The organism is Ahrensia sp. 13_GOM-1096m, assembly GCF_000620605.1.
Classification (GTDB): domain Bacteria; phylum Pseudomonadota; class Alphaproteobacteria; order Rhizobiales; family Rhizobiaceae; genus Ahrensia; species Ahrensia kielensis.
Genome location: NZ_JIAX01000014.1, coordinates 69632 through 92873, shown reverse-complemented (window position 1 = coordinate 92873; position 23242 = coordinate 69632). Strand labels below are relative to the sequence as shown.

The window sequence follows — 23242 nt, the reverse complement described above, 5'->3', positions numbered from 1 at the left end:
GGCGCATCAAGATGTTGAGCGCCAGCTCGTATATTGCTTCAAAACACTGTCTGCAATTTGTTGCATAGTGGCTTCTGGAACAACAGACCAAGGCTCTGTGCCAGTGCCCGCGACCTTTTCTTGGCCTTGAATACGGTGCACGCGCTGGCCTTGCGGTGTGAATACATCCCAAACATGGATGATGGTCGTCTGGCCGCTTTCAGAAAAGGCAGAAAAGTAACCGCGAATCTCATGATCAACCGTGTTGGAGTTCGACCCCTGTAGTTTAATCGAATTGAGCGGTGCTGCGCTTGAAAGACGTTTTGAGAATGTCGTTATCTTGGAAACAGGTGCGCCTACAATCGGCGCAAAATACACATTCCCTAAAGTCGTATTTGGTTGGTTGCTTGCCAGTTCCACGCCCGTATTTGCGGTCGGTACGACAACACTTGGTGTCGATACTTGCGTGGCTGTTTCCACACCAAGGCTGGAATCTGTTGAAGTACAAGCGGCCAGCGATAGTGCAACTAATAAAGCTGTAAAGGCGCGTAACCCAATCATTGTCTGTGCGTGTGTCATCTTGACCCCATACCGATATGCCCATAGCCGCGCAGGTTCTGGTGCCTTAGGTTTACCTTATGGGGCGTTCAAATCAAGGCCGAGTTATTTTTCTCATTGGTGAAGTGAACATTTATTTCCTTAAATAAGTGCAATTGCAGACATCTGGCGTCCGTAATCAGGCTCATTTCTGTGTGTCGTTCGTCTGTAAGAGAAAAAGCGTTCCTCATCGTCGTAAGTGCATTCGCCGGTTTTGCTTGCATTCACGCCAGCCGCTTTTAGCCTGTCGAGGATGAATGTTTGCATGTCGAACATATAATGTTCTGGCTTTGCTGAAGCGGAAAAATAGATGTTGAAAGCTTCATCCTGATCGGCAAAACGCGTTTTGAACTCTGGGCCAACTTCATAGTTGTTTTGGCCGATGCATGGGCCAAGTACGGCGCAGATATTGCCGCGCTTTGCACCGAGCGCAATCATTGCTTCAATTGTGTTTTCCGCAACGCCTGTCAGTGCGCCTTTCCAGCCAGCGTGACACGCACCGATGACTTGCGCGCTCTCATCGGCAAATAGGATCGGGCCGCAATCGGCGGTCAATACGCCCAATGCGATGCCGCGTTGATTGGTTGCCATGCCATCTGCCTCAGGTCGCTCAGCACCCATTGGCGCATTGACGCTTATCACATCGGCTGAATGGACTTGGTAGCATCCGGCCAAGTGGGTGGCTGCTACGCCCAAATCTGCGGCAATGCGCTCACGGTTTTGCATTACAAGCTCAGGATCATCTTTTGAGCCAAGTCCAGTGTTCAAGCTATCATAGATGCCCGAGGAAAGCCCTCCTTGACGGGTGTAGAAGCCGTGGCGGATGCCGCTTGTGCTTAGTGCTTCCAATGGCTTTGATTTTACGGATGGGAGTGTCATCAAAATATCCTTCTAAGCGGCTTAATTATTGAATGTCATTCGTGGCGTTGGGCTGGCCAAAAGGGGCAGGTGGCACAAGGCCCGTTGAGGTAATGCACATTGCTTTAAACAGATCGCCCATCTGGTTGGCACCATTGCCTGCCAAGCGGTTAACCGCATCATTTATCGCTTGCTGGGTTGCTTGGTCTTTTCCCATGCCGAGTAATCCTGCCCGTTCAATCAAGCCAAGGCCTAGCAGAAACTCGGCCTGCGTTATGATGGGGAAAATAGAGCTGCCGCCCGTTTTGGCAGCAATGTTGAGCGTTTCAAAGTCAACATGGCTGGTCAGGTCAGCATCGCCTGGATTGGCAAAAACATTTTCCTGTTTGTGCGCACGCACTGCCTGCAATGTGTCACCCAGACCAGATTTTACATGTCCATAATCGATGAAGAGCGCTGCGCCCTTATGCTCTGCTATATGGCTGGCAATCTCTTGCGCTAAGGCTTCGCGGGCAGGGGCATATTCAAAAATGCTGCTTTCTTCTGCGCCATTTGCACTGAGCGGCAAAGTATCGGCGTCAATGGTTCCGGTGCCGATGGTGAATATGAGTTCGCCGTTCTGTTCCGACACAACGCGTTCGGCCCACTTGTTTGTCGTTTTTACATATTGGCGTGTTGGCAGCGCATCAAATAATTCATTGGCAATGAGCAGCGTTGGCAATGCTGGTAAATCATCGATTTTGGAAACCCATTTGATTTGGCCCTCGTGCTCTGAAAGCGCTGTCTTTTGCACGTCGATCAACCGCGGGCTTTTTTCGATGAGGTGGATTTTTGCTGCTGCAACAAAATCAGGGTCAGCTTTGTGCGCTGTGCGCAAGATATCGCGCATCCAAGTTGCGCGGCCAGGGCCGATTTCACACAGGCAAAAATCGGCAGGTTTGCCCATCGCGCTCCATGTTTCAACGAGCCACAATGCAGTTAGCTCGCCAAACATCTGGCTTATATCTGGTGCGGTGATGAAATCGCCATCCGCGCCAAATGGTTGCCTGCGCGTGTAATAACCGTGCTCAGGGTGAAACAAACATTCGGCCATATAGTCCGCCACGCTGAGCGGACCTGATGTGCGAATACGCTTGAGAAGCTTTTGTTTAAGCATGGTCAGTTTCAGGGGCTAGATATTCGACTTTTCGCGCCGATAAGATCAATGCGAGACCGATCAGAACCATTGGCATTGACAGCAGCATGCCCATTGTGAACCAATCGCCGAACAGATAGCCCAAATGCGCATCGGGTTCTCTGAAGAACTCGACGATTGTGCGTGCAATGCCGTAGCCACCAACAAAGATGCCGGTTGCGAGGCGCGGGCGGTGCAGCGCTTTGAAGCCATAGACAGCAATAAACAGCACGGCGAGGAGAAGCGCGCCTTCGAGCGCTGCTTCATAAAGCTGGCTCGGGTGGCGAGGCTGCGGGCCGCCGGTTGGAAATGCCATTGCCCAAGGCGCATCCGATACACGGCCCCACAATTCGCCATTGATGAAGTTGGCTACGCGGCCAAGGCCAAGGCCAATTGGCACAACGGTGGCGATAACATCAAACAGGCTCCAGACCGGAGTTTTGCGTGCACGGGCAAACAATATCATGGCGATTGTGACACCAAGGAAGCCGCCGTGGAACGACATGCCGCCCTGCCAGATCTGAAAGATCGACACTGGGTCCGCCATAAAGCCAGCAAAGTCATAGAAGAACACATAGCCGAAGCGGCCGCCGAGCACGGTGCCGATGGTTGCCCAAAGCATGAAATCGTCCATATCGACGTCGGTGATCGGGGATTGCCTGCCCCATAGTCGGTTATTGCGCACGATCGACTTGGCATAGAGCCAGCCTAAAACGATGCCGACGATATAGCTTAAGGAGTACCAACGAATTGCAATCGGTCCGATCTGAAAAAGAATAGGATCAAGATTGGGAAAGGTCAGTGCGAGCTGTGGCAGCACGATAGGGAACATCAGGGCACTCATTTTTTAAGTTCAAAGAAGGTGGCTCAGTAAAACATCTATGACGCGTCATTATGGCGGTATGCTTTGTCTTGCAAACTTTTTGCCGCGACCATAGATAGTTTAGAACAAAAGGAAACAAAGCTATGACATCTGGTCCGAATAAAATTTTTGACGATTTCGCTCGATTGATGACGGATGCTGCTGGTGCCGCACAAGGCATGAAGCGTGAAGCGGAAACTGTGTTTCAAGCACAAGCTGATCGCTTTCTTGCTTCGATGGATCTTGTTCAGCGCGAAGAGTTCGATGCGGTCAAAGAAATGGCTGTGAAGGCGCGTGATGTGAACGATGCGCTGGAAGCAAAAATCACTGATTTGGAAGAGCGGATCGCAAAGCTTGAGTCCAAAAAGTGAACGCTTAAACCTGCCGCTGAGTCAGAGGGCGGCAGTTCACACTTTTCTTTGATTTTTTTTGCCCTGTGGATTCTTTTTAAAAAACGCAGCGCGTTGAATCCCTTAGGTGCCATTTAGGCCCCAGCAAAGCAGTTCCATCCACAGCTCATTTGCCTGTGACGACTCCGATGGGGTTTTAACTGCGAGTCCTATCAATATGCTGAATCTATTGATTGATTCGCGATGAGCCTCACGGCGGTGATTTAAAAACCGCTTATGCTTCATCGGTCGATAGAACCTTGATGGATGCAGGACCAAATGAGCCTTTTGGATTTCGAAGTTGAACGTATAGCCCACCCCGTGGATGTGATTGAACACATCGCTTATGCACGGGAGTGGAACTTCGAGCGCACCGGTGATGATGAGATTGCTATTGCCGTTGCGGGACATTGGACCAACTATCATGTTTCCTATGCGTGGATGCCTGATTATGAATCGCTGCACTTTGCTTGCGCGTTCGATATCACGGTCAGCAAGGCCCGTATGACGGAGCTGCTTAAATTACTTTCCTTGATCAATGAGCAATTGTTGATGGGGCACTTTGACTTTTGGGAAAAAGAGGGCGCGATCATGTTCCGCCATTCTCTTTTGCTGGCTGGCGGTGCTGAACCTACGCAGGGCCAAATCGAAGTTATGCTGACAAGTGCGCTTGAAAGCTGCGAGAGCTACTTCCAAGCCTTCCAGACGGTTGTTTGGTCTGGTGCCTCTGCGCGTGATGCACTTAATCATGCTATGTTTGAAACACAGGGCGAAGCGTAAGGTTGATGACGATGAGCGACCCAATTTCATTTGATGACTATATGAAGGTGGATATCCGCACTGGGACGATCATCGAAGCTGAACCGTTTCCAGAAGCGCGTAAGCCAGCGATCAAAATGCGTATTGATTTTGGCGATGAAATTGGTGTGAAGAAATCATCTGCGCAAATTACGGTTCATTACAAACCAGAAGAGCTTATTGGCCGCCAAGTTATGGCGGTTGTCAATTTTCCGCCGCGCCAGATCGGCCCGCTCATGTCAGAAGTGCTCACTTTGGGTTTTGAAGACGAGCAGGGCGCAATTGTGTTGGCGGCTACAGACAAACAAGTGCCCAACGGCAAACGTCTTATTTAAACGCAATCAGACAGGAATATCGACAATCACTTGAAGCCCGCCAAGCGTGCTGTCATCCAAAGTGATGTTACCGCCATGCTTGCGCGCAATATCGCGTGCAATGGCAAGACCAAGTCCCGTGCCGGATTCATCTAGGTTGCGTGCCTCATCAAGACGATAGAACGGTTTAAACACTTCTTCGCGCTTGTCTTCAGGAATGCCGGGGCCATTATCGTCAATAAAAAGCGTCAGGCGGCCCTTTGCATTGCGGGCAACAATTTCTGTGCGGCTCGCATAGCGAAAAGAATTGGAGATGAGGTTTTCCAGAAGCCTTTGAAAGGCAACGGGACGCACCACAATATCCTTGCGGCCTACAATATTCGTTTTCATCCGGTGTTTACGAATTTTTGCCTCATCTTCGAATGCTGCAATCAGGGCTGCTAAATCGACTTCGCCTGTTTCTTCTTCAACTTCGCTTTTGGCAAAATCCATATAGCCTTCCAGCATTGACTGCATGTCGGCGATATCCTTCTCCAGCGCATCAATCTCTTTTGATGGTTCCTGCAATGCCAATTGCAGTTTGAAGCGGGTGAGGATGGTGCGTAAATCATGGCTCACACCGGCAAGCATCTCGGTGCGTTGTTCGATCTGCTTTTCAATGCGTTCACGCATTTTGATAAAGGCCAGACCGGCCCTGCGAACCTCAATGGCGCCGCGCGGTCGAAAATCTGCTGGTAGCGGGCGACCCTTACCAAAATCGTCGGCTGCATCGGCAAGCCGTTGAATAGGCCGTATCTGATTGCGCAAGAACAAGATCGCGATGAACAGCAGTACCAGCGATGTCGCCACCATCCACAATAGGAAAATATGGGTGTTGGAAGCATAAGCTTGGCTTCGCTTGGCAAATACGCGCAGCACTTTGTCTTCGAGCTGAATACGAATTTCAACAAGATTTGAATTGCCCACCGTATCAATCCAGAAAGGCTTGCCGATCTGGTTGGTGATTTCTTGGCTTAAAATACTATCAAGAATGGAGAAGAACGGTTTTGGTGCCGGACCGGGCAAAGGATCAGGCGGTAGGATGGCGATGTTAAGAGCGAGCTTCTCACGGGCCAGCGTTATGACATTGAGATAGTTTTCATCGTCCGGATAGGTATCTACAATTTCTATGATCGCCGCGATGTCACGGGTAACAGCGGTGGAAAGGCGCTGCGTCACTGTTTGCCAGTGTCTTTCCATAAACACGAAAGCTACCACGGACTGCAGCAGCACCATGGGCGCAATGATGATAATCAACGAGCGGGCATATAGTCCGCGTGGCAGTGATAGAGTGAGCCTTGAGGACCATTGGCGCAGACGTATCAAGCTATAGCGCGCTATGCGCTTGATACGCACCGAAAACGGGCGCTGGTGGTGCGGCGCAGCAGGAGGTGTCGTGGTATCAGTCATTGCGCCGCAGTGTTCCAGTTTTGATCAGAGGTTCTCAGTCTTTACTCAATGCAAAGACGGTAGCCTATTCCGCGCACAGTTTGAAGATAGCGCGGGTTGGCCGGATCATCTTCAACTTTTCGGCGCAGGCGGTTGATCTGTACATCAATTGTACGTTCGCCGATTTCAGTGGCATCTTCAACAAGTTCATGGCGCGGTATCGTGTCACCGGGCGTATTTGCAAACCGAACCATAATATTGCGCTCGCGGTCTGTCAGTTTAACCGGTTCGCCATTTTTCTTCAGCTCTCGCTTGCTGATAAAGAAAGAATAGGGGCCAAAAACCACCTGTTCAATCGCAGGCAATTCAGTTGCAGCGGTGCGCCGGACAATGTTGGATACGCGCAGCAAAAGCTCGCGTGGATCAAATGGTTTTGGCAGGTAATCATCAGCGCCAGCGGCAAGGCCTTCAATGCGCTGTTCTGTTTCAGAGCGAGCGGTGAGCATCAAAATGGGCACATCGCGAAGTTCTTCGCGCATGGCACGTGCAAATGTCACGCCGTCTTCGCCTGGCATCATAACGTCTAAAATCAGCAGGTCGAATTCTAGGCCAATCATTTTGCGGCGCGCATCGGCAGCACTTTCTGCCGCTGTCACTCGATAATTATTGCGTGACAAAAACTCCGTTAGCAGCTCGCGAATACGCGTATCATCATCAACGATAAGAATATGGTGGGCTTCATCGTCAAGTGGACTGGTCGTTATTGGTTCTGCCATCAGATAACCTTTCGCTTGGAATAGCCCTATTCCAGTGTTTCTATTTGATGCTTTGCATTGGGTCCAATCATTGAAGATAGGAACCTGATCGCATCGTCCTCCCCGTGGCCCGAACTTGCCAATGCTTCGCATATGCGGCGAGACTGTGGCCTTCTGAGATCCTCAATCAATAATGCGCCCATATCGGTTAAGTATAGTTCGCGCTGCCTGCGGTCGCTTGGCCCTTCGCGTTGTTCGATATAACCGCCGTCGACTAATTGTTTGAGAACTCGCGCTAAGCTTTGCTTTGTAATGCCTAAAAGATCAAGCAGTTCAGCAACGGTTAGCCCTTGCTTGCGGTCTACGAAATGTAGCACACGGTGATGTGCACGTCCAAAACCCAGTGCACTTAAAATCTCATCGGGGTCTGCGATAAAATCGCGATAAGCAAAGAACAAGAGTTCAATTATCGTGTTGATTTTTGAAGGATCTCTGGCATCTTTATCGAAAATCGTCGGCATAATGACTGTACACTGTTTTTAGAATTTAAATTATGTCAGCCATATTGACATAATTTCGGCGCGGTGTAACCGTCATTTCCAATGACTCACAAATAATGACGGGAAAAGACAAATGGCAAGTGTTCCATTCGATAAGTTAGACGGCCACATCTGGATGAACGGTGAATATGTCAAATGGGCAGATGCTAAAGTTCATGTCCTCACACACGGTTTGCATTATGCGAGCTCTGTTTTTGAAGGTGAACGCGCTTATGGCGGCAATATTTTCAAAATGACCGAGCATAATGAGCGCTTGCATAATTCAGCTGAAATTCTCGGATTTAAAATCCCTTATTCCGTTCAGGAAATTGATGATGCATGTGTTGGCTTGCTGAATAAGCAAGGCTTGAAAGATGCGTATGTGCGTCCGGTCGCGTGGCGTGGTTCTGAGATGATGGGCATTTCGGCTCAGTCGAATAAAATCAATCTTGCAATCGCGATTTGGGAATGGCCAAGCTATTTCTCGCCTGCAGAAAAACTCAAAGGTGTTCGCCTTGATGTTGCAGAATATCGTCGTCCAGATCCAGCAACCGCGCCTTGTAAGTCTAAGGCTGCGGGCGTTTATATGATCTGCACAATCTCTAAACATGCAGCCGAAGCCAAAGGCTATGCCGATGCGATGATGCTTGATTGGCGCGGACATGTTGCAGAGGCCACTGGCGCGAATATTTTCTTCATCAAAGATGGCGAAATCCATACGCCAACGCCAGACTGCTTCCTTGATGGTATTACACGTCGTACGGTTATCGGATTGGCGAAAGATCGCGGCATTAATGTTATCGAGCGCACGATCATGCCTGATGAGCTTTCAAGCTTTGAGCAGTGTTTCTTGACTGGTACTGCGGCGGAAATTACGCCAGTTTCTGAGATTGGCGCTGATCGCTTTGTTCCTGGCTCAATGACTGAAACATTGATGAACGACTTTACTGCTTTGGTAAATCCAGCTGCTGTAAAGGCTGCTGAATAAAGTCAAAATACTTGCCCACAGTTGAAAGAGAGCCAAACTCTACTGTGGGCAGCTTGTCCTAAATTGCGTTTTCCGTTGACAATTCGTTAACGGCGCGCTTGTGATGTTTTATGTGGCGGTTTTACTCAGCCACGGCAAAAATTATTGATGGGACAAGACTATGGAAGCTTTAATTCCAATTATTATCCAAGCTATATCTGGCATGGTCGGCGGCGGCGTTGCTGGTGGCTTGCTTAAAAACGTTGCTATGAGCGTGTTGCCTAAGCTGCTTGCTGGCGGCCTTGGCGGTATTGCTGGTGGTTCTGCTTTGGGCGCAATTCTTGGTAGCGCAACGGGTGCTGCTGGCGGCGACGCAATGGGCGGTATGATGGGCGGCATGGATATTGGTGCTTTGCTCGGTAATGTTGGCGGCGGCGCTGTTGGCGGCGGTGTGCTAACTGCACTTGTTGGCCAGTTCCTCGGCAAAAAATAATCTGCTTGCAGAAATGAATACAAAGGCAGCTTTCGGGCTGCCTTTTTTATTGCCCGCAGTTTACGCGGTGCTGGAAGCTGTTGCATAAGAATAGAAAATTAGGAGCAAAATATGAGCGGCCAATTGCAGGGCATTATCGTGCCGGTGACTTCCTTCCAGCAAAATTGCACGATTTTGTTCGATAGCGAAACCAAGCGCGGCGTGGTGATTGATCCGGGCGGCGATGTCGAGAAAATTCAAAGTGCGATCAAAGAGCAAGGTCTTGAAATCGAAGCGATTTGGTTGACCCACGGCCATATCGATCATGCGGGCGGGGCGATGGATTTGAAAGACGCGCTCGGCGTCGACATTATCGGACCGCATAAGGATGACTTGCCGCTCTTAGAAGCGCTGGAACAACAAGCCCAAATGTTTGGCGTTGCCACGGTGCGCAATGCGGTGCCGGATCGCTGGCTGGAAGAAGGCGACACGCTTGCCTTCGGTGCCCATGAATTTGCCGTTTATCATTGCCCCGGACACGCGCCGGGCCATGTGATTTTCTACAATGAAGCGGCGGCCTTTGCCCATGTGGGCGATGTTTTGTTTGCCGGCTCTATTGGGCGAACCGATTTGCCGGGCGGCAATCACGAAGCGCTGATCAACTCGATTAAAACCAAAGTCCTGCCGCTTGGCGATGATGTTGGCTTTATTTGCGGCCACGGACCGGGCGGCAAAATCGGCGAAGAGCGGCGCAATAATCCTTTCCTAAAATAAGCGCAAAAAAAGACCCGAGACTCGCGTCCCGGGTCCACCCTAGCACCCACACGCACGCGTTGGATTAGTTTGTTCTTTTATTGGCTTATCTTGCGACGCAGAAATGGTCTTTGCCATCATAGCCGCGATAGGTGCCGGTTTTGGCATTGAACGAACGGTAGCGATCGTCGCAATATTCATACCAACCTGCTGTCCACGGCTCCAATGAAGCATAGCCGCCTTCATATTGAACAACACGCGGCTGAGACCGACGCGGTGCTGGCGGATAGACATTGCTGTTATAGGTCGGCGCACGATATTGCGGCTGCGGACGCACATAGGTCGGCTGCTGGTTGCTACGCACCACTTCGTTCAAAAGCACACCGCCAACGACACCCAGAATCACGCCTGCTGCAATATTTGCGTTATTGTCGCGGCGTTTGACGATCTTTTTATCAGGACGATGACGGTCATGACCTCGGAAATCATCGCGGCAATAGCGATCACGCGGATGGCAACGCTGGTAGTGCTGGTCAGGATAGCGGGCAAAACCGCGTTCTCCGGCTTGCGCGGATGTGGCCATTGGCACGAGGGTCGTTGAAGCAACCGCAAGTGCGGCGAGGGATGTTTTTACAGCTTTCATCATAATTCTCCATGAGAGGGCTTAGTGTGCCTCTTTGATGATTGCACATTACTAATTCTAGTCTGAACTGAAGCTGAACGAATTGTGGCGGGTATAAGGCATGCTTTTTGCCTCCTCCCGCTTGCGGGGGAGGCGCGAGAAGCAAGCGCAGCGATGCTGATCGGGTGGGGGCGAAACATGTTGTTTGGTCAACCCCCACCCTCTATCCCTCCCCCTTTGAAAGTGGGAGGGAGGGTACGCGCCTGCATGGCCAATGCGTGACACTCTCGCAAAATAAAATCGACCGCATGGTCGGAACGCTTTTTGTGTGCGGGTGGATAACCAGGCCGCAGCGGCCCGACGCATTTGGGACCAGCAGGCAGCGTTGCGCGGCGTGCTTGATGACGCGCCAAGCGCTGTGCCTGTTTGGGCAAATCATTCAGCGCATTTTGCAACGCTTTGAGGCGAAGCATCACCCGCGCTTCATGGTCGCCGCGTGCTGTGGGCGCCGCAATGGGTTTTGGCGCATTCCAGATGGTAAGGCGCGGGACGCCCTTATGGGGCAGAAGCGCTGCGCGCTTTTCAGCAAAGCGCTTGCGGCGATCAAACAGCTCAAAACTCGGCACGTGATCTGTCTTACGCGGCAATTTGGAAAAGTCTGGCGCAGGGCGGTTTTGCAGTTTGACGTTGATACCGCGCGCAGCAATCACGATCAGCCGCCGCACCGCAGATTCAGCAGGGCGCAACACGCGCAGCAGGGGCAGGCGCACGCCGCGCGGCAATGGGGCGGTTGCCAGCCCCGCCATGGTGAACAACACGGCGAGTATGCGCTGCAACGCTTCACGGTTTACATTGATCGCCCCTTGCCAGTCCATATCGCCCTCGTTTCTTCGCGCCGATTATGCGGGCAGGGCCTGTGGGGGTGGATAAGTTTATTTGTTTCCCTCTCCCGCCTGCGGGAGAGGGTGGGCGAGCGAAGCGAGGTCGGGTGAGGGCGTTTATTATCTCTCCCCTCGCGGGAGAGAAAGTAAAAACAAAGTCTTAGCTCTTGCTAAGTCTTATGTTTTTACAAGTGAGGGGGTAATGTATCCAATTACTAAGGTTGCAATCTACGCCTCACACCGCAGCCCCCTCTCTTGTGTTTTCCAATGACTTGCTCGCTGCGCTTCGCAAGCCAAGGAAAACCCTTTCTCTCCCACGAGGGGAGAGATAGAGGCGCCGACATCCACCACACGCACCGTCATGCTCGGGCTTGACCTAGAACAAGCGAAGCGCCGTGGAATGATCCATTCCGTGAACTTCGCTTAAGTGTTTATTCTAAGAGAACTGTATCTGTGGCCAGCATCACGGAATGGATTCTAGACTTAAAGCCTAGAATGACGGAGAGGGGCGCTGCTGCCGAATGACGGTCAACTGATCTCGGTCTTCTCACAAGAACGCGAGTGATGTGGAGTGGGTTGGATAGGTTTTGTTTTAGGTGACTAAGCTTTTTCAGAGTGGCAAAGCAAAGCTGAGAAAAATATGATGAGATTGGTTATGAGAATGCTTCGAACATGTCCTTTTCTAAATTCCGTATTTCCCAAGAAATAGCTTTATCGAATTGCTTTTTAAGATCATCTTCCGATAAAGCCTCCAAGTATTCGTCGCTGAAACGATCAGGCTTGAGGATGGCGAGTTCGGCCTTCATCTGCTCTGCTGTGAAATTGTCAAAATTTGGAAAGTAATTTGATTCCAATGTGTTGAACCTAATCTCTCGATAAGCCTTCTTAAAACTTTTTATTCTTTTGTCGTTTTTAATTCCAGTAGCTAGTTCTGTTTGACGAGCCACAAACGCATCTAGTTGATTGAGCTGCTGCCAGTTGTCCATTTGTAAAAAATAAAATAACCAACCCACTCGACGTCCATTATATATACAACCAGTTATCTTTAGATTTAGCGACCATATGGGACGTGTGAGATCGCCTTTTCGGTACTTTATTCTAGTGAACGCCGCGACTAATGTATTAAACATTTTTTTAAATGACGATTCTCTGACGCTTACTTTATTCTTTTTGAAATTATAGCCTAAGTAGTCAATGCCTTTGGCAATAGGAACAATTTCACTCTTCCCACTTGTCCCAATTTCATGGACGGTTAATTTTCGTGCTGTTTCTAGGTGTTTAGTAATTCTGGTGACAATTTGGTCAGCGTCGCTAGCTTTGCAGATTATCAAAATATCATCTACAAACCGATTGTAACTATATTCCTTCTCTGCGCCAAAGTCTGCATCTACCTGTTCCAGATACAAAGATGAAAGAACGTTGGCAATACTTAGGCCTTGTGGGATTCCTTTATTATTTAGAGCCCCATGTTTCCTAGAAACTCCTGTTGGAGTTTCTAGTGCTTTTAAAATGAGATTTATTGCTGCTTTCGCATGAGTTTTACCACGAAGCGTCTGGATTAAAATTTTATGGTCTATGGATGGATAGAATTCTTTTATGTCTAATCTTACAAAGACGTCATTCGCGTTTGCGAGAGAAGCAGTGGTATTAACATTTTTAATTAGCGATTGCGGGGGAAGTGCACTGTGTTTGGGATAAATTTGTGACAACACAATTGAGAGAAATTTTAGCACAAGTTTATCACGCACCGTTGGTACTGAAATTTGGCGCGGGTTTTTGCCTAAGCCTTTGGAAATCAGTTTCTCGCGATATGAGGTAAACTCGTAGGTGCCCAGCCTTATCTTTCTTATTATAGTCGTGAGTTCATTATCTAAATTAGCGTTAAATGCTTTTGTTGATTGTCCGTCGGCTCCTGCTTTTGCCGAGCTGTCAATATAATTTTCAAATGTTTGGATCAGAAATCCTTTAGAAAGATGGCTGTCAAATATTTGCTTTGGGGTTTGCTGATCAATCAATGATATAGTGCATTAATGTTGGGCTAAAAAGCGAAAATGCTAATACGAAAGTAATCAAAACCCAAGGTAGCGTATATGAAAAAAACCAGCTGAGTGCTGAAAGTAATGTCCATTTTACTTCATTACCGTTCGAATCTTGCAATTTTCCGTGGCCAAAAAGTGTTTCGTTTATTATTATCCTAGAATGATCGCATGAAGCGTGATTAGGATATGAAGCTAATATTTTATGATAAGATTTTTTCATCTCGTCATATTTCAGTTCTGAATCTCGCAGCTCATCAAGCTTTAGGTAGCATTCTCTATGTAACGTTGCTTGTTCACCAAATTTAAAACCGAAAATTAGCACCGAGAGTACGGTGATAAATACTGATAATGTAATCAAGTGTGCATTTATATTTGGATTGTTAGGACCTGAATAAATTGTAAAGCCAATTAAAAGAACTGAAAGCAGTGCAATCCCAACATGAGAAAGCATTTCGTACGTACGCAAGCGCTTTTCCGACTGCATTCTAGTTTTAGATGTCCACCAAATACGTGTTTGCAACCTTATTATTTCATTTTCCATTACTATCATTCACAAATTTGGACGTAAAATTTCAATAGCATTATTTCCTCCGAAGAAGATAAGTCAAACCTCAGGATTACCCGTTTTACTAATATGAGCCGATTTCGCAGCTAGCGGAGTACCGCTCCGTCCAAACGAATTTCTAGCACGATTTTTTTTGCATTTCAATTTTATGCTGTGCGTTTGTCAGAACTTTATTTAGCTACTTCCCCGGCCTTCCAGTCTTTCCCGGTCTGCGTTTAGCCTTGCGGGCATCGGCAGGGTCTTCATAAGAACCAGCGCCAATGCGGTGTCTTTTTATTATAGGCTCGCTATCGCTCCCGCGCGAAGGCGCGGACGGGCGGTCGCCCTTTTGCCCCTCATCCGTCACGCTGCGCGTGCCACCTTCTCCCCGTGAACGGGTAGAAGGGGAGTCCTGCGCCTTTTCGTCTGCCTTACCATGCGCTGCACCATCTGATGAGAACCCACCCTTAGCGTCTTCCGTCCACGTCTTGCGCGGCTGTGACCACCCCTCAGGCGTGGCGGGTTTTTCCGTGCGGCCAACGGTCATTTCGTCGAGGGTGTTTTTTCTGAAAACGCTGTTTTCAGTTTTATCAACTGGTACGGTTTCGGTCGCCGACGGCGCTGCGCTTGTCTCTCGACCCTTCGACGGCGCTACGCTTGTCTTGCCTTGAGCCTTTCTCTTCCGGCTGTCTTGCGTATTCTCAATACCCGTATTGCGGGCCAGAGGGTCATCCATGACCGCCAGTTCGGTTTCACGCAGGCGTTTGATTTCGTCGCGCAGACGCGCGGCTTTTTCAAAGTCGAGATCAGCGGCCGCATCGCGCATTTCAATTTCCAGCGCTTTGAGGTGCGCCGCAAGATTGTTGCCCACCAGCGCGTCAGCTTTGCCACCCGACGCGGTTTTAATATCGGCGGTCACATGGTCGCGCTCGTAAACGCTGTCGAGAATATCGGCGATGTTGGACTTGACGGACTCCGGCGTGATGCCGTTGGCCTCATTATAGGCGACCTGTTTTTCGCGGCGGCGGGTGGTTTCGTCCATCGCGCGTTGCATCGAGCCGGTGATACGGTCCGCATAGAGGATGACCTTGCCGTCGACATTACGCGCGGCGCGGCCAATGGTTTGCACCAGCGAGGTTTCGGAGCGCAAAAAGCCCTCCTTATCCGCATCCAAAATGGCGACAAAACCACATTCAGGAATGTCGAGACCCTCACGCAGCAAGTTGATGCCCACCAGCACGTCAAACGCGCCAAGGCGCAGATCGCGGATGATTTCGATGCGCTCCAGCGTATCAATGTCGGAGTGCATGTAGCGCACGCGGATGCCTTGTTCGTGCAGATATTCGGTCAAATCTTCGGCCATGCGCTTGGTGAGCACCGTGCACAGCGTGCGGTATCCGGCCTGCGCTGTGGCACGGATTTCGCCGACCACATCGTCCACCTGATCTTTGGCAGGACGGATTTCCACGGGCGGGTCGATCAAGCCGGTTGGGCGGATGACCTGCTCGGCAAACACGCCGCCGGATTGTTCCATCTCCCAAGCGGAAGGGGTGGCGGACACGGCGATGGTTTGCGGGCGCATCGCGTCCCATTCCTCAAAGCGCAAGGGGCGGTTATCGAGGCAAGAAGGCAGGCGGAAGCCATATTCGGCCAGCGTTGCCTTGCGGCGGAAGTCGCCCTTATACATCGCGCCGATTTGCGGAATCGTGACGTGGCTTTCGTCGCAGAACACCAGCGCATTGTCGGGAATATATTCAAAAAGCGTCGGCGGTGGCTCGCCAGGGGCGCGTCCGGTTAGATAGCGCGAATAGTTCTCGATGCCTTGGCACGAGCCTGTCGCGGCGAGCATTTCAAGGTCATATTGCGTGCGCTGTTCGAGCCGCTGCGCCTCCAGCAGGCGGCCAGCTTCATTGAGTTCAACAAGACGGTGCTTGAGCTCGGCTTTGATCTTCTCCTGCGCCTGATTAAGCGTCGGGCGGGGCGTGACATAGTGCGAATTGGCGTAGATTTTGACGCTTTTCAGATCGCCGGTTTTCTTGCCTGTGAGCGGGTCGAACTCGGTAATGGAATCGATCTCATCGCCGAACATCGAGACGCGCCAAGCGGCATCTTCCAAGTGGGCGGGGAAAATCTCGATCGTGTCGCCGCGCACACGGAACGAGCCGCGCACGAAATTGATGTCTTGGCGCTTATATTGCTGAGCGACCAGATCGGCGAGCAATTCGCGCTGGTTGACGCGGTCGCCGACCGACATTTGGAACGTCATCGCGGTGTAGGTTTCCACCGAACCGATACCGTAAATGCACGACACGGACGAGACGATAATACAATCATCGCGCTCTAGCAGTGAACGGGTCGCGGAGTGGCGCATCCGGTCGATCTGCTCGTTGATCGAGCTTTCCTTCTCAATAAATGTATCGGTGCGCGGCACATAGGCTTCGGGCTGATAATAATCATAATAGGAGACGAAATATTCGACCGCATTGTTGGGGAAGAAGCTTTTCATTTCGCCATAAAGCTGCGCGGCAAGCGTCTTGTTGGGCGCAAGGATAAGCGCGGGGCGCTGCGTTTCCTCAATGACTTTCGCCATGGTGAAGGTTTTGCCCGATCCGGTAACGCCGAGCAGTGTTTGCATGCGGTCGCCGTCCGTTAGGCCCGACACAAGGTCTTTAATCGCGGTTGGTTGATCGCCGGCCGGTTTATACTCCGTGACCATCTCAATCTTGATGCCGCCTTCGGATTTCTCCGGACGGGCAGGGCGGTGCGGCACCCATTGCTGGCCGTTCTTGAAGAGCGGATTGCCGCTGTCGATCAAATCTTTGAGCGCTTCCACCGTGGCCGTAACGCCTGTTGTCGAGGCAAGTTGCCCTGCCTCTTCTAGCGATACGTCGAGACCTGCAACGGGATTAAGGCCCGCTGCGGCGCGTTTCTTTGGATCGTTGGTGCCACCGATGGATGTGCCGCCACCGGTGCGTTTATCGCCGATTATTTCCTTATCGCGCTTTGAAGAAGCGCTCCCGCGCGAAGGCGCGGACGGGCGGTCGCCCTTTAAAGTATCCGTCTTGGTTTTTTCTTTGGCGGCTTTTTGCTCCACTTTGCGGCGGTGCTTGCCAGCTTTGGAGCGAATGTCGCGGGTTTCTTCGCGCCGTTGGTCGCGCGCGGCTTCTTCTTCCAATTGATTGACCCAATCGGAAATGGACGAGCCGGAAATCTCCGCGCCTTCAAACTCTGCTTGCGGCATTTCTCCCATGCCAGAAGGCTGGTCAGGTGCGTTTTTCATAAAGGAATTGTCGCGCGCTTCGTCACTTGATGCGCGTGCGTCTGCAGCCTCGTCAATCTGTGACGGGTTGCCTGTTTTTTTGGGAGGTCGTTTAGCCATACGTGCAATATGGGAAAATGATGCCGCGAAAGAAAGGGGGCATATTAAATATTCAACGGGATACTGACAGGACGATGTCAGGAGGGCAGGGAACCAGTGACACCTTTGCGCGTTATTCGTTTTTCAAAGGAGTTATTCAATGTCATTTTTAAAAGCGATTTTGGTCACAACATTCGTCATCGCACTTGCAGGCTGCGCCAATACAATCCGAGGGGCGGGACAAGATACGGCCAACGCCGTGGACGCCACCGTAGATGCAACCAACAATGTAGTGCGCTCAGGCAATTAATATGTGGAAATTGTGATCAACGGCCCGCGCGCATAGCGCGGGTTTTGGGCTTAAAGGTCAAGCTAAGTCCTAAATGGGGAACTATACCCTTGTAAGAGTTGTGTAAAATTATTTGTTCACGTATTGTTCTTGTGGTGTAATGATGGTCTAATGCGTACTGTTGTACGGAGAGGACTTTATTGATGCTAACATCTTTGGAACTTTGTGCAGGTGCTGGCGGTCAGGCCTTGGGTCTTGAACAAGCTGGTTTTAGGCATGTGGGACTGATCGAAAACGATCATCATGCCTGCCAGACGCTTCGCTTAAATAGACCCAAGTGGAACGTTATCGAACATGATCTGTTTGAAGATTATGATTTCGCGCAGTTTAAAGGCGTGGATCTTCTCGCCGGAGGATTGCCTTGCCCACCATTCTCCATCGCTGGAAAGCAATTGGGTGAAAAAGATGAACGAAATCTTTTTACACGTGGCGTTGAAATTGCCGAGATTGTTCAGCCAAATGCTATCATGTTTGAGAATGTGCGAGGCATGCTGAACAAGGCGTTTGATAACTACCGTAGACAGATTGAGTTGCGGTTAATTAGGCAAGGTTACAGTGTTCAATGGACGTTATTAAACGCAAGTGATTTTGGAGTGCCGCAATTGCGTCCGCGCGTTGTTATGATTGCTTTGAAAAATCATTTGGCTGCTGATTTTGTTATAGATATTAAGCCTATCAAACCGAAAACTGTGGGAGAGGTTCTTCATGATTTGATGAAGAAAAACGGTTGGAATGGCGCTTCTTCATGGAAAGAAAAGGCTAATAAAATTGCTCCAACTCTTGTCGGAGGCTCTAAAAGACATGGTGGACCTGACCTTGGTCCTACACGCGCTCGTCAAGCTTGGGCTGAATTGGGTGTTGAAGGCCGAACAATAGCAGATGACAGTCCTGATGCTGATCATTTTGGTATGCCGCGCCTAACTGTTCGCATGGCAGCAAGAATTCAAGGGTTTCCCGACACTTGGGAGTTTTATGGCAAAAAGACCAATTCTTATCGCCAAGTCGGCAATGCTTTTCCTCCGCCATTTGCCAAAGGAGTTGCTAGTCTGATCGCTTCTACTATTGGAGAGTACGCTGGACAACAATTAGTGGCTGCAGAATGAGTTTGTCGCATCAAGCTAATCTTAGAAAAGCATTTCATTCTACTTTGTTGAGTAGTGGCGTTCTCTCTGTGAACCAAGGCGTTGTCAGCAACGCGGATAAGAGCAGTAGACCAAGTGTTCGTTTGGCCTCTGCCATTTACGCACAACTTTCACAAAATGTTGCTGCAGATGAAATCAAATTATCTGGTCAAACCGCAGGAGCAAAGTTTGAACAAATATGCGCGGCTTATTTGAGTGCTGCATTTAAGCATTTGGACGCTGTTAGGCCTGGGAAATGGATAATAGGTTGTGATGGGATTCAGGGCGGGAATGGATTGGCTTATTTTGAGCAATTCGCCCATTTGGCCTCGCTGGAAGAACTTTCCCGTGAAAACCCTCGCTTGAAGGCCGCGATTGGTTCAGACTATTTGATTAAGCCCGACGTTTTGGTTGCGAGACAACCAGAACCGGATGAGCGAATTGGATCGAGTGTTACCAGCGGCCTTGATTTTGAGAATGCAAGGCGCACGCCGTTTAGAGCTGTTAATAATTCCCTTATGCTGCTTCACGCAACTATTTCTTGTAAATGGACTATTCGTAGCGATCGAGCACAAAACGCTCGAACCGAAGCCCTAAACCTCATGAAAAATAGAAAAGGGCGTGTTCCGCATGTTGTCGTCATTACAGGTGAACCAACACCTGGACGTATAGCTTCACTGGCCTTCGGAACAGGTGAGTTAGATTGTGTTTATCATTTTGCTCTTACTGAATTGATAGAAGCAGTTAAGAAAGATGACTCTGCATATGACATATTGAGCTCGATGCTAGATGGCAATCGTTTGCGCGATATAGCTGATTTGCCATTTGATTTAGCTATTTAAGCCACGCAATTTTCCTTAATCATGCTACAATTCTCTCTCAATTTTGGGAGAAGATCATGCAGATTATACCCTATCTATTTTTCAACGGAAATTGTGCCGAAGCGCTTATCTTTTATGAGCAAGTGCTTGGTGCCACGATTGAAGATAAAATGCTTGGTGCTGATATGCCGCCAGATCCTGAATTTGGTGTGCCAGAGGACAAGAAGAATTGGATTATGCACGCCAAATTGAAAATTGGCGATGATACGATCATGGCTTCGGATAACCTCATGGAGACCAGCGCACAAATGGATGGCGCGTCGGTGATGCTGAATTTTTCAACGGCCAATGAAGCTAAGGCTATCTATGATAAATTGGCCGATGGCGCTGACATTACGATGCCTTGGGCCGCGACTTTCTGGAGTGCTGGGTTTGGTACGTTGCGTGACAAGTTTGGTGTGCGCTGGATGATTGGCTGCGATGAGCTGCCTGCCGAGGCGTAAATTTCAGGTTTGAATTTTTGCTGATTGAAGGTTGTTTCATTTGCTTGTGATTAAAGCAGTTTTATCACGCCTTGATTGGGCGTGGTTAGCGTATCGTTAAAATATGGTGGTCAAAAATAGCCCCATAATACTTACCCCTCGTATTGTGTTGGCGCGGCATACTTGGATTTAAGACCCAATTGCTAAATTCCATAGCATGATGAGAAAGCTTCGCAGAAAGCTTCCATGAATTGAGTGAGTAAAAGGCTGGTTATCCGGCAAACCTGAATTGCAAAGGCGGAACAAACCGCCGCAATACAGGATATGAGATCAAAATGGCGCTGTTGCGCCTTGGGTATCTATGATTGAAACGGATCGTGCCTATGAGCGCGGGCCGGTTTTGTCATTTTCTTAATTTTTTTAAGATAGAACAATTTCGCGGCGTGGTTTCTTCTGCGCCACAAGCGAAATTTGTTCTGGGTTACTCAATGGTTCCGATTAAACAAGCAGCGCCTGCGCCGACGTCTGAAGGAACCAATTTCCTTCCGCTGATCGCTGGCTGCCAAACATCGTATGATGTTTTTCGGTTGCTACGCTCGATTTGCGTAGAATATGATTTTACACATTTTTCATCCATCAACATTCCCACGGATGCGCAGCAAAACCTTTCTGATTTGTCTGTTGTCTCCAACTGGCCGCCGGAACTCGTCAACGCCTATGATGAATTGGGCTTGCTCAAAAAAAGCCCCATCATTGCCCGTTTGAAATCCAGCGTAGAACCTATTGTATGGGAACTTGACGCGATTAACGTTGAACGCGCCGAAGGTGAAAAAGCCAATGCTGCGGTCGAATTGTTCAGAGATTTCGGCTTGGAGATGGGCGTTTATTTTTCCGTTCACACAGCAGCGGGTGAATTAGGCGCGGTTTCGTTTTCAGGCAAACGCGATGCTTTATCGATGGCCGAAATGCTGACGCTTAATTTTCTCTCGCAATCCATTTTCGCCAAGCTGAAGCAATTTGAAATTAAAAAAAGCACATCTGACATGGCGCTATCACCGCGCGAAGCAGAGTGTCTTACATGGACGGCGGCAGGCAAAACCAGCGCTGAAATTGCATCAATTCTCGATATTTCGGAACATACAATCAACCATTATCTTGGCTCGATTTGTCAAAAACTAAACGCACAAAACCGTGCGCACGCTGTTAGTAAAGCGATGCGTATGGGGTTACTTAAATAGTTAGGAGGTCATCAATGGCACTTGCAATGCAAATTGGTGAAGTAGAAAAATCTTCACAGGACCTCGCCGCAATCGGGCTTAAAGGTATTTCATTACTCGACCCCTTAAGCAGTTTTGACCCTTATGGTGCATGGCGCTTGGATATTGCGACTGGTCTTACTTATTGGACCCGCGATGTTTATCTCATTCACGGCATGTCGCCTACAGCAGGTCCGGTGGATTTGGTGTCGGCGGTTAATGCTTATCACCCAGAAGACCGTGAGTTGGTGATGCAATGTGTTGAAGAAGCGATTGCCAATAAGTCCGGCTTTCGGTTTGTTCTGCGTTTATTGCCAACAGATGGGCCGCAAGTTTTGGTAAAATCGACAGGTGTTTTTCGCACCACTGCCAATGGCGATGAACTTTACGGCACATTTTCCCAGTTTCAGGCACCTGTTCGCAGCGTTGCTATTGAATAGGCTTTTGATTGATGCGGCACCCAGATTGGCAGCTATAAGCGGTGATGCAAATATTAATTTATAATATTTTCAATCTGATATGCTGCCTTAAGCGTAATATGACCATGAAGTCGTGCTTGTTTAACTGGCACGGTGCATTGTTGCCATCGGGAGGGATTGAAGCATGTCCGACGATATTGGAAATTTGATCTCGCAATGCGCGCTGAGAAACCGCGCCTCATTTACACAGCTATATAGTTTGACCTCTGCGAAACTTTTTGGTGTCGTGCTGCGTATCTTAAATAACAGGGCCGAAGCGGAAGACGCATTGCAAGAGATTTATGTTAAAATCTGGAACAATGCAGACAAGTTCGCTGTCAATCAGTACAGCCCGATGTCATGGCTTGTTGTGGTCGCAAGAAACCACGCAATTGATGTCATCAGAGCGCGTAAACCGATTGCCATTGATATTGATGATGCGTTTGACGTGTCTGACGATAGCAAGACGCCTGAACAGGAGGCAATCAATACCTCCGAGGGCAAGCGCATTGACAGCTGCTTGCAAGAATTAGACGAGCAGAAGGCTCTTGCTGTGCGCGGGGCCTATGTTGAAGGTTATAGTTATGACGAGTTGGCAGAGCGATTTAGCGTGCCAATAAACACGATGCGGACTTGGCTACGCCGGAGTCTCATCAGCTTAAGGGAATGTTTGGAACAATGAGTTCGCAAGTGACCATAGATGAGAAGGACGAGATGCTCGCGGCAGAATATGCGCTTGGCACGCTTCCTCATGGCGAGCGCGTTTCATTGGAAAAGCGCATTGTTACAGAAGCCAATTTGCGCAACCGTGTTGCCTGGTGGAACTCTCAATTTGTAACGCTTGCAGACGAGGTTGAACCTGTTGAGGCGCCTGCGTCTGTGCTGCGAAAATTGGAAAGCCGTCTTTTCACATCGGCGAGCACTGAAGCTGGTTGGTGGCGTTCGCTCGGTTTCTGGCGCGGGCTTTCTGTTGCATCACTGGCAGGACTTATCGTTGTTGGCGGTCTTTATGCGAATAATGTTATTTCGCCGCCGCAACGTGATGGTGGCAATGTGTTTGTGGCGCAAATGGCCGGTGAAAATTCCGACCTTCGCCTTGTTGCCTATTATGATGATAGCGCCAAGAAACTGCGTTTAAAGCGCACGGCTGGTGAAGCGGCTGAAAGCCGTGACTTCGAATTATGGATCATTGCTGGCACGCAAGATCCTGTGTCTTTGGGTGTTCTGCCGACAGACGCAATTTATGAAGTCGATGTGCCTGAGGAACTTCAGGCTGCGATGTCTTCTGAGGCGGTGCTTGCGATTACCGATGAGCCAGATGGCGGTTCGGCCACAGGCAAACCAACGGGCGCTTTGCTTGCTGCAGGACCTGTTCAGCAAATTTAATTGCTGATGCGTGAAACTATTTGTCGGGCTGCTCCGTGAC

General features: G+C 49.6%; 26 protein-coding genes. 14 read left to right on the top strand and 12 right to left on the bottom strand.

What is annotated here, in order from left to right; all coding sequences use genetic code 11:
• Nucleotides 1-6 precede the first annotated feature (6 nt).
• The 4 genes from N530_RS0112735 to lgt form a co-directional block, all read right to left on the bottom strand.
• On the bottom strand, nt 7-558 hold the full coding sequence (locus N530_RS0112735) for a hypothetical protein (RefSeq protein WP_051540944.1): 552 nt from the start codon (nt 556-558) through the stop codon (nt 7-9).
• Nucleotides 559-678: 120 nt separating this feature from the next.
• Entirely contained in the window at nt 679-1455 is a 777-nt protein-coding gene (gene pgeF, locus N530_RS0112730; protein ID WP_026480997.1) for a peptidoglycan editing factor PgeF, read from the bottom strand.
• A gap of 25 nt (nt 1456-1480) precedes the next feature.
• On the bottom strand, nt 1481-2590 hold the full coding sequence (locus tag N530_RS0112725) for a class I SAM-dependent methyltransferase (RefSeq protein WP_035267125.1): 1110 nt from the start codon (nt 2588-2590) through the stop codon (nt 1481-1483).
• On the bottom strand, nt 2583-3440 hold the full coding sequence (gene lgt, locus N530_RS0112720) for a prolipoprotein diacylglyceryl transferase (RefSeq protein ID WP_026480995.1): 858 nt from the start codon (nt 3438-3440) through the stop codon (nt 2583-2585). Before lgt ends, N530_RS0112725 begins: the two co-directional genes overlap by 8 nt.
• A gap of 134 nt (nt 3441-3574) precedes the next feature.
• Between lgt and N530_RS0112715 the strand changes: the two genes are divergently transcribed.
• The 3 genes from N530_RS0112715 (at nt 3575) to N530_RS0112705 (ending at nt 4992) form a co-directional block, all read left to right on the top strand.
• The gene (locus N530_RS0112715) at nt 3575-3841 is read left to right on the top strand and encodes an accessory factor UbiK family protein (protein WP_018690055.1); all 267 of its coding nucleotides are present in this window, start codon (nt 3575-3577) and stop codon (nt 3839-3841) included.
• A gap of 297 nt (nt 3842-4138) precedes the next feature.
• Nucleotides 4139-4639 carry a YbjN domain-containing protein gene (locus tag N530_RS0112710; RefSeq protein WP_026480994.1) on the top strand — a complete coding sequence of 167 codons (501 nt, stop codon included), beginning with the start codon at nt 4139-4141 and terminating at the stop codon, nt 4637-4639.
• Nucleotides 4640-4650: 11 nt separating this feature from the next.
• A complete protein-coding gene (locus N530_RS0112705) occupies nt 4651-4992 on the top strand; it encodes a tRNA-binding protein (protein ID WP_026480993.1) in 342 nt (113 codons plus the stop codon).
• A gap of 6 nt (nt 4993-4998) precedes the next feature.
• On the opposite strand, the gene N530_RS0112700 is transcribed toward N530_RS0112705, so the two are convergent.
• Genes N530_RS0112700 through N530_RS0112690 form a run of 3 tightly spaced genes read right to left on the bottom strand, consistent with a single transcriptional unit; the run spans nt 4999 to nt 7675 of the window.
• Complete coding sequence (locus N530_RS0112700; protein WP_018690052.1) at nt 4999-6420, bottom strand: ATP-binding protein; 1422 nt, start codon at nt 6418-6420, stop codon at nt 4999-5001.
• A 41-nt stretch (nt 6421-6461) separates the two neighbouring features.
• Nucleotides 6462-7175: a response regulator gene (locus tag N530_RS0112695; RefSeq protein WP_035267123.1), complete on the bottom strand. Its 714-nt coding sequence runs from the start codon at nt 7173-7175 to the stop codon at nt 6462-6464.
• A gap of 26 nt (nt 7176-7201) precedes the next feature.
• On the bottom strand, nt 7202-7675 hold the full coding sequence (locus N530_RS0112690) for a MarR family winged helix-turn-helix transcriptional regulator (protein WP_018690050.1): 474 nt from the start codon (nt 7673-7675) through the stop codon (nt 7202-7204).
• A gap of 112 nt (nt 7676-7787) precedes the next feature.
• On the opposite strand from N530_RS0112690, the gene N530_RS0112685 reads away from it, so the two are divergent.
• From N530_RS0112685 to N530_RS0112675, 3 genes are all read left to right on the top strand, one after another.
• Nucleotides 7788-8681 carry a branched-chain amino acid aminotransferase gene (locus N530_RS0112685; RefSeq protein ID WP_026480991.1) on the top strand — a complete coding sequence of 298 codons (894 nt, stop codon included), beginning with the start codon at nt 7788-7790 and terminating at the stop codon, nt 8679-8681.
• A gap of 160 nt (nt 8682-8841) precedes the next feature.
• Entirely contained in the window at nt 8842-9153 is a 312-nt protein-coding gene (locus tag N530_RS0112680; RefSeq protein ID WP_026480990.1) for a hypothetical protein, read from the top strand.
• Between the two features lie 111 nt (nt 9154-9264).
• On the top strand, nt 9265-9906 hold the full coding sequence (locus N530_RS0112675; protein ID WP_026480989.1) for an MBL fold metallo-hydrolase: 642 nt from the start codon (nt 9265-9267) through the stop codon (nt 9904-9906).
• A gap of 85 nt (nt 9907-9991) precedes the next feature.
• Here N530_RS0112675 and N530_RS0112670 read toward each other — a convergent pair whose 3' ends face one another.
• The 5 genes from N530_RS0112670 to uvrB all read right to left on the bottom strand — a co-directional run bounded on the left by N530_RS0112670 (nt 9992) and on the right by uvrB (nt 17350).
• The gene (locus N530_RS0112670; RefSeq protein WP_026480988.1) at nt 9992-10531 is read right to left on the bottom strand and encodes a BA14K family protein; all 540 of its coding nucleotides are present in this window, start codon (nt 10529-10531) and stop codon (nt 9992-9994) included.
• 185 nt (nt 10532-10716) lie between these two features.
• On the bottom strand, nt 10717-11382 hold the full coding sequence (locus tag N530_RS0112665) for a hypothetical protein (RefSeq protein ID WP_026480987.1): 666 nt from the start codon (nt 11380-11382) through the stop codon (nt 10717-10719).
• 659 nt (nt 11383-12041) lie between these two features.
• Nucleotides 12042-13403, bottom strand: coding sequence for a reverse transcriptase domain-containing protein (locus tag N530_RS0112660; RefSeq protein ID WP_026480986.1), 1362 nt, complete (start codon nt 13401-13403; stop codon nt 12042-12044).
• A complete protein-coding gene (locus N530_RS0112655; protein ID WP_162150960.1) occupies nt 13396-13968 on the bottom strand; it encodes an SLATT domain-containing protein in 573 nt (190 codons plus the stop codon). The genes N530_RS0112660 and N530_RS0112655 overlap by 8 nt, the downstream gene beginning before the upstream one ends.
• 202 nt (nt 13969-14170) lie before the next feature.
• Nucleotides 14171-17350 (bottom strand): excinuclease ABC subunit UvrB, encoded by a 3180-nt coding sequence (gene uvrB / locus N530_RS0112650; protein WP_202899075.1) that lies wholly within the window; start codon nt 17348-17350, stop codon nt 14171-14173.
• Nucleotides 17351-17489: 139 nt separating this feature from the next.
• Between uvrB and N530_RS0112645 the strand changes: the two genes are divergently transcribed.
• The 8 genes from N530_RS0112645 (at nt 17490) to N530_RS0112610 (ending at nt 23202) form a co-directional block, all read left to right on the top strand.
• The gene (locus N530_RS0112645) at nt 17490-17639 is read left to right on the top strand and encodes a hypothetical protein (protein ID WP_035267120.1); all 150 of its coding nucleotides are present in this window, start codon (nt 17490-17492) and stop codon (nt 17637-17639) included.
• 182 nt (nt 17640-17821) lie between these two features.
• A complete protein-coding gene (locus N530_RS0112640) occupies nt 17822-18781 on the top strand; it encodes a DNA cytosine methyltransferase (protein WP_026480982.1) in 960 nt (319 codons plus the stop codon).
• Nucleotides 18778-19641 carry an NgoMIV family type II restriction endonuclease gene (locus tag N530_RS0112635; protein ID WP_035267117.1) on the top strand — a complete coding sequence of 288 codons (864 nt, stop codon included), beginning with the start codon at nt 18778-18780 and terminating at the stop codon, nt 19639-19641. Before N530_RS0112640 ends, N530_RS0112635 begins: the two co-directional genes overlap by 4 nt.
• Before the next feature lie 56 nt (nt 19642-19697).
• Nucleotides 19698-20123: a VOC family protein gene (locus N530_RS0112630; protein WP_026480980.1), complete on the top strand. Its 426-nt coding sequence runs from the start codon at nt 19698-19700 to the stop codon at nt 20121-20123.
• A 467-nt stretch (nt 20124-20590) separates the two neighbouring features.
• Complete coding sequence (locus N530_RS0112625; protein ID WP_026480979.1) at nt 20591-21340, top strand: LuxR family transcriptional regulator; 750 nt, start codon at nt 20591-20593, stop codon at nt 21338-21340.
• 14 nt (nt 21341-21354) lie between these two features.
• The gene (locus N530_RS0112620; RefSeq protein WP_026480978.1) at nt 21355-21798 is read left to right on the top strand and encodes a PAS domain-containing protein; all 444 of its coding nucleotides are present in this window, start codon (nt 21355-21357) and stop codon (nt 21796-21798) included.
• Between the two features lie 163 nt (nt 21799-21961).
• Entirely contained in the window at nt 21962-22498 is a 537-nt protein-coding gene (locus tag N530_RS0112615; protein ID WP_026480977.1) for a sigma-70 family RNA polymerase sigma factor, read from the top strand.
• Nucleotides 22495-23202 carry an anti-sigma factor domain-containing protein gene (locus N530_RS0112610; RefSeq protein ID WP_026480976.1) on the top strand — a complete coding sequence of 236 codons (708 nt, stop codon included), beginning with the start codon at nt 22495-22497 and terminating at the stop codon, nt 23200-23202. The genes N530_RS0112615 and N530_RS0112610 overlap by 4 nt, the downstream gene beginning before the upstream one ends.
• Nucleotides 23203-23242 lie beyond the last annotated feature (40 nt).

Coding starts and splice junctions, on each gene's coding strand:
- N530_RS0112735 (WP_051540944.1), bottom strand. CDS start 558: ATGACACACGCACAGACAATGATTGGGTTACGCGCCTTTACAGCTTTA.
- pgeF (WP_026480997.1), bottom strand. CDS start 1,455: ATGACACTCCCATCCGTAAAATCAAAGCCATTGGAAGCACTAAGCACA.
- N530_RS0112725 (WP_035267125.1), bottom strand. CDS start 2,590: ATGCTTAAACAAAAGCTTCTCAAGCGTATTCGCACATCAGGTCCGCTC.
- lgt (WP_026480995.1), bottom strand. CDS start 3,440: ATGTTCCCTATCGTGCTGCCACAGCTCGCACTGACCTTTCCCAATCTT.
- N530_RS0112715 (WP_018690055.1), top strand. CDS start 3,575: ATGACATCTGGTCCGAATAAAATTTTTGACGATTTCGCTCGATTGATG.
- N530_RS0112710 (WP_026480994.1), top strand. CDS start 4,139: ATGAGCCTTTTGGATTTCGAAGTTGAACGTATAGCCCACCCCGTGGAT.
- N530_RS0112705 (WP_026480993.1), top strand. CDS start 4,651: ATGAGCGACCCAATTTCATTTGATGACTATATGAAGGTGGATATCCGC.
- N530_RS0112700 (WP_018690052.1), bottom strand. CDS start 6,420: ATGACTGATACCACGACACCTCCTGCTGCGCCGCACCACCAGCGCCCG.
- N530_RS0112695 (WP_035267123.1), bottom strand. CDS start 7,175: ATGGCAGAACCAATAACGACCAGTCCACTTGACGATGAAGCCCACCAT.
- N530_RS0112690 (WP_018690050.1), bottom strand. CDS start 7,675: ATGCCGACGATTTTCGATAAAGATGCCAGAGATCCTTCAAAAATCAAC.
- N530_RS0112685 (WP_026480991.1), top strand. CDS start 7,788: ATGGCAAGTGTTCCATTCGATAAGTTAGACGGCCACATCTGGATGAAC.
- N530_RS0112680 (WP_026480990.1), top strand. CDS start 8,842: ATGGAAGCTTTAATTCCAATTATTATCCAAGCTATATCTGGCATGGTC.
- N530_RS0112675 (WP_026480989.1), top strand. CDS start 9,265: ATGAGCGGCCAATTGCAGGGCATTATCGTGCCGGTGACTTCCTTCCAG.
- N530_RS0112670 (WP_026480988.1), bottom strand. CDS start 10,531: ATGATGAAAGCTGTAAAAACATCCCTCGCCGCACTTGCGGTTGCTTCA.
- N530_RS0112665 (WP_026480987.1), bottom strand. CDS start 11,382: ATGGACTGGCAAGGGGCGATCAATGTAAACCGTGAAGCGTTGCAGCGC.
- N530_RS0112655 (WP_162150960.1), bottom strand. CDS start 13,968: ATGGAAAATGAAATAATAAGGTTGCAAACACGTATTTGGTGGACATCT.
- uvrB (WP_202899075.1), bottom strand. CDS start 17,350: ATGGCTAAACGACCTCCCAAAAAAACAGGCAACCCGTCACAGATTGAC.
- N530_RS0112645 (WP_035267120.1), top strand. CDS start 17,490: ATGTCATTTTTAAAAGCGATTTTGGTCACAACATTCGTCATCGCACTT.
- N530_RS0112640 (WP_026480982.1), top strand. CDS start 17,822: ATGCTAACATCTTTGGAACTTTGTGCAGGTGCTGGCGGTCAGGCCTTG.
- N530_RS0112635 (WP_035267117.1), top strand. CDS start 18,778: ATGAGTTTGTCGCATCAAGCTAATCTTAGAAAAGCATTTCATTCTACT.
- N530_RS0112630 (WP_026480980.1), top strand. CDS start 19,698: ATGCAGATTATACCCTATCTATTTTTCAACGGAAATTGTGCCGAAGCG.
- N530_RS0112625 (WP_026480979.1), top strand. CDS start 20,591: ATGGTTCCGATTAAACAAGCAGCGCCTGCGCCGACGTCTGAAGGAACC.
- N530_RS0112620 (WP_026480978.1), top strand. CDS start 21,355: ATGGCACTTGCAATGCAAATTGGTGAAGTAGAAAAATCTTCACAGGAC.
- N530_RS0112615 (WP_026480977.1), top strand. CDS start 21,962: ATGTCCGACGATATTGGAAATTTGATCTCGCAATGCGCGCTGAGAAAC.
- N530_RS0112610 (WP_026480976.1), top strand. CDS start 22,495: ATGAGTTCGCAAGTGACCATAGATGAGAAGGACGAGATGCTCGCGGCA.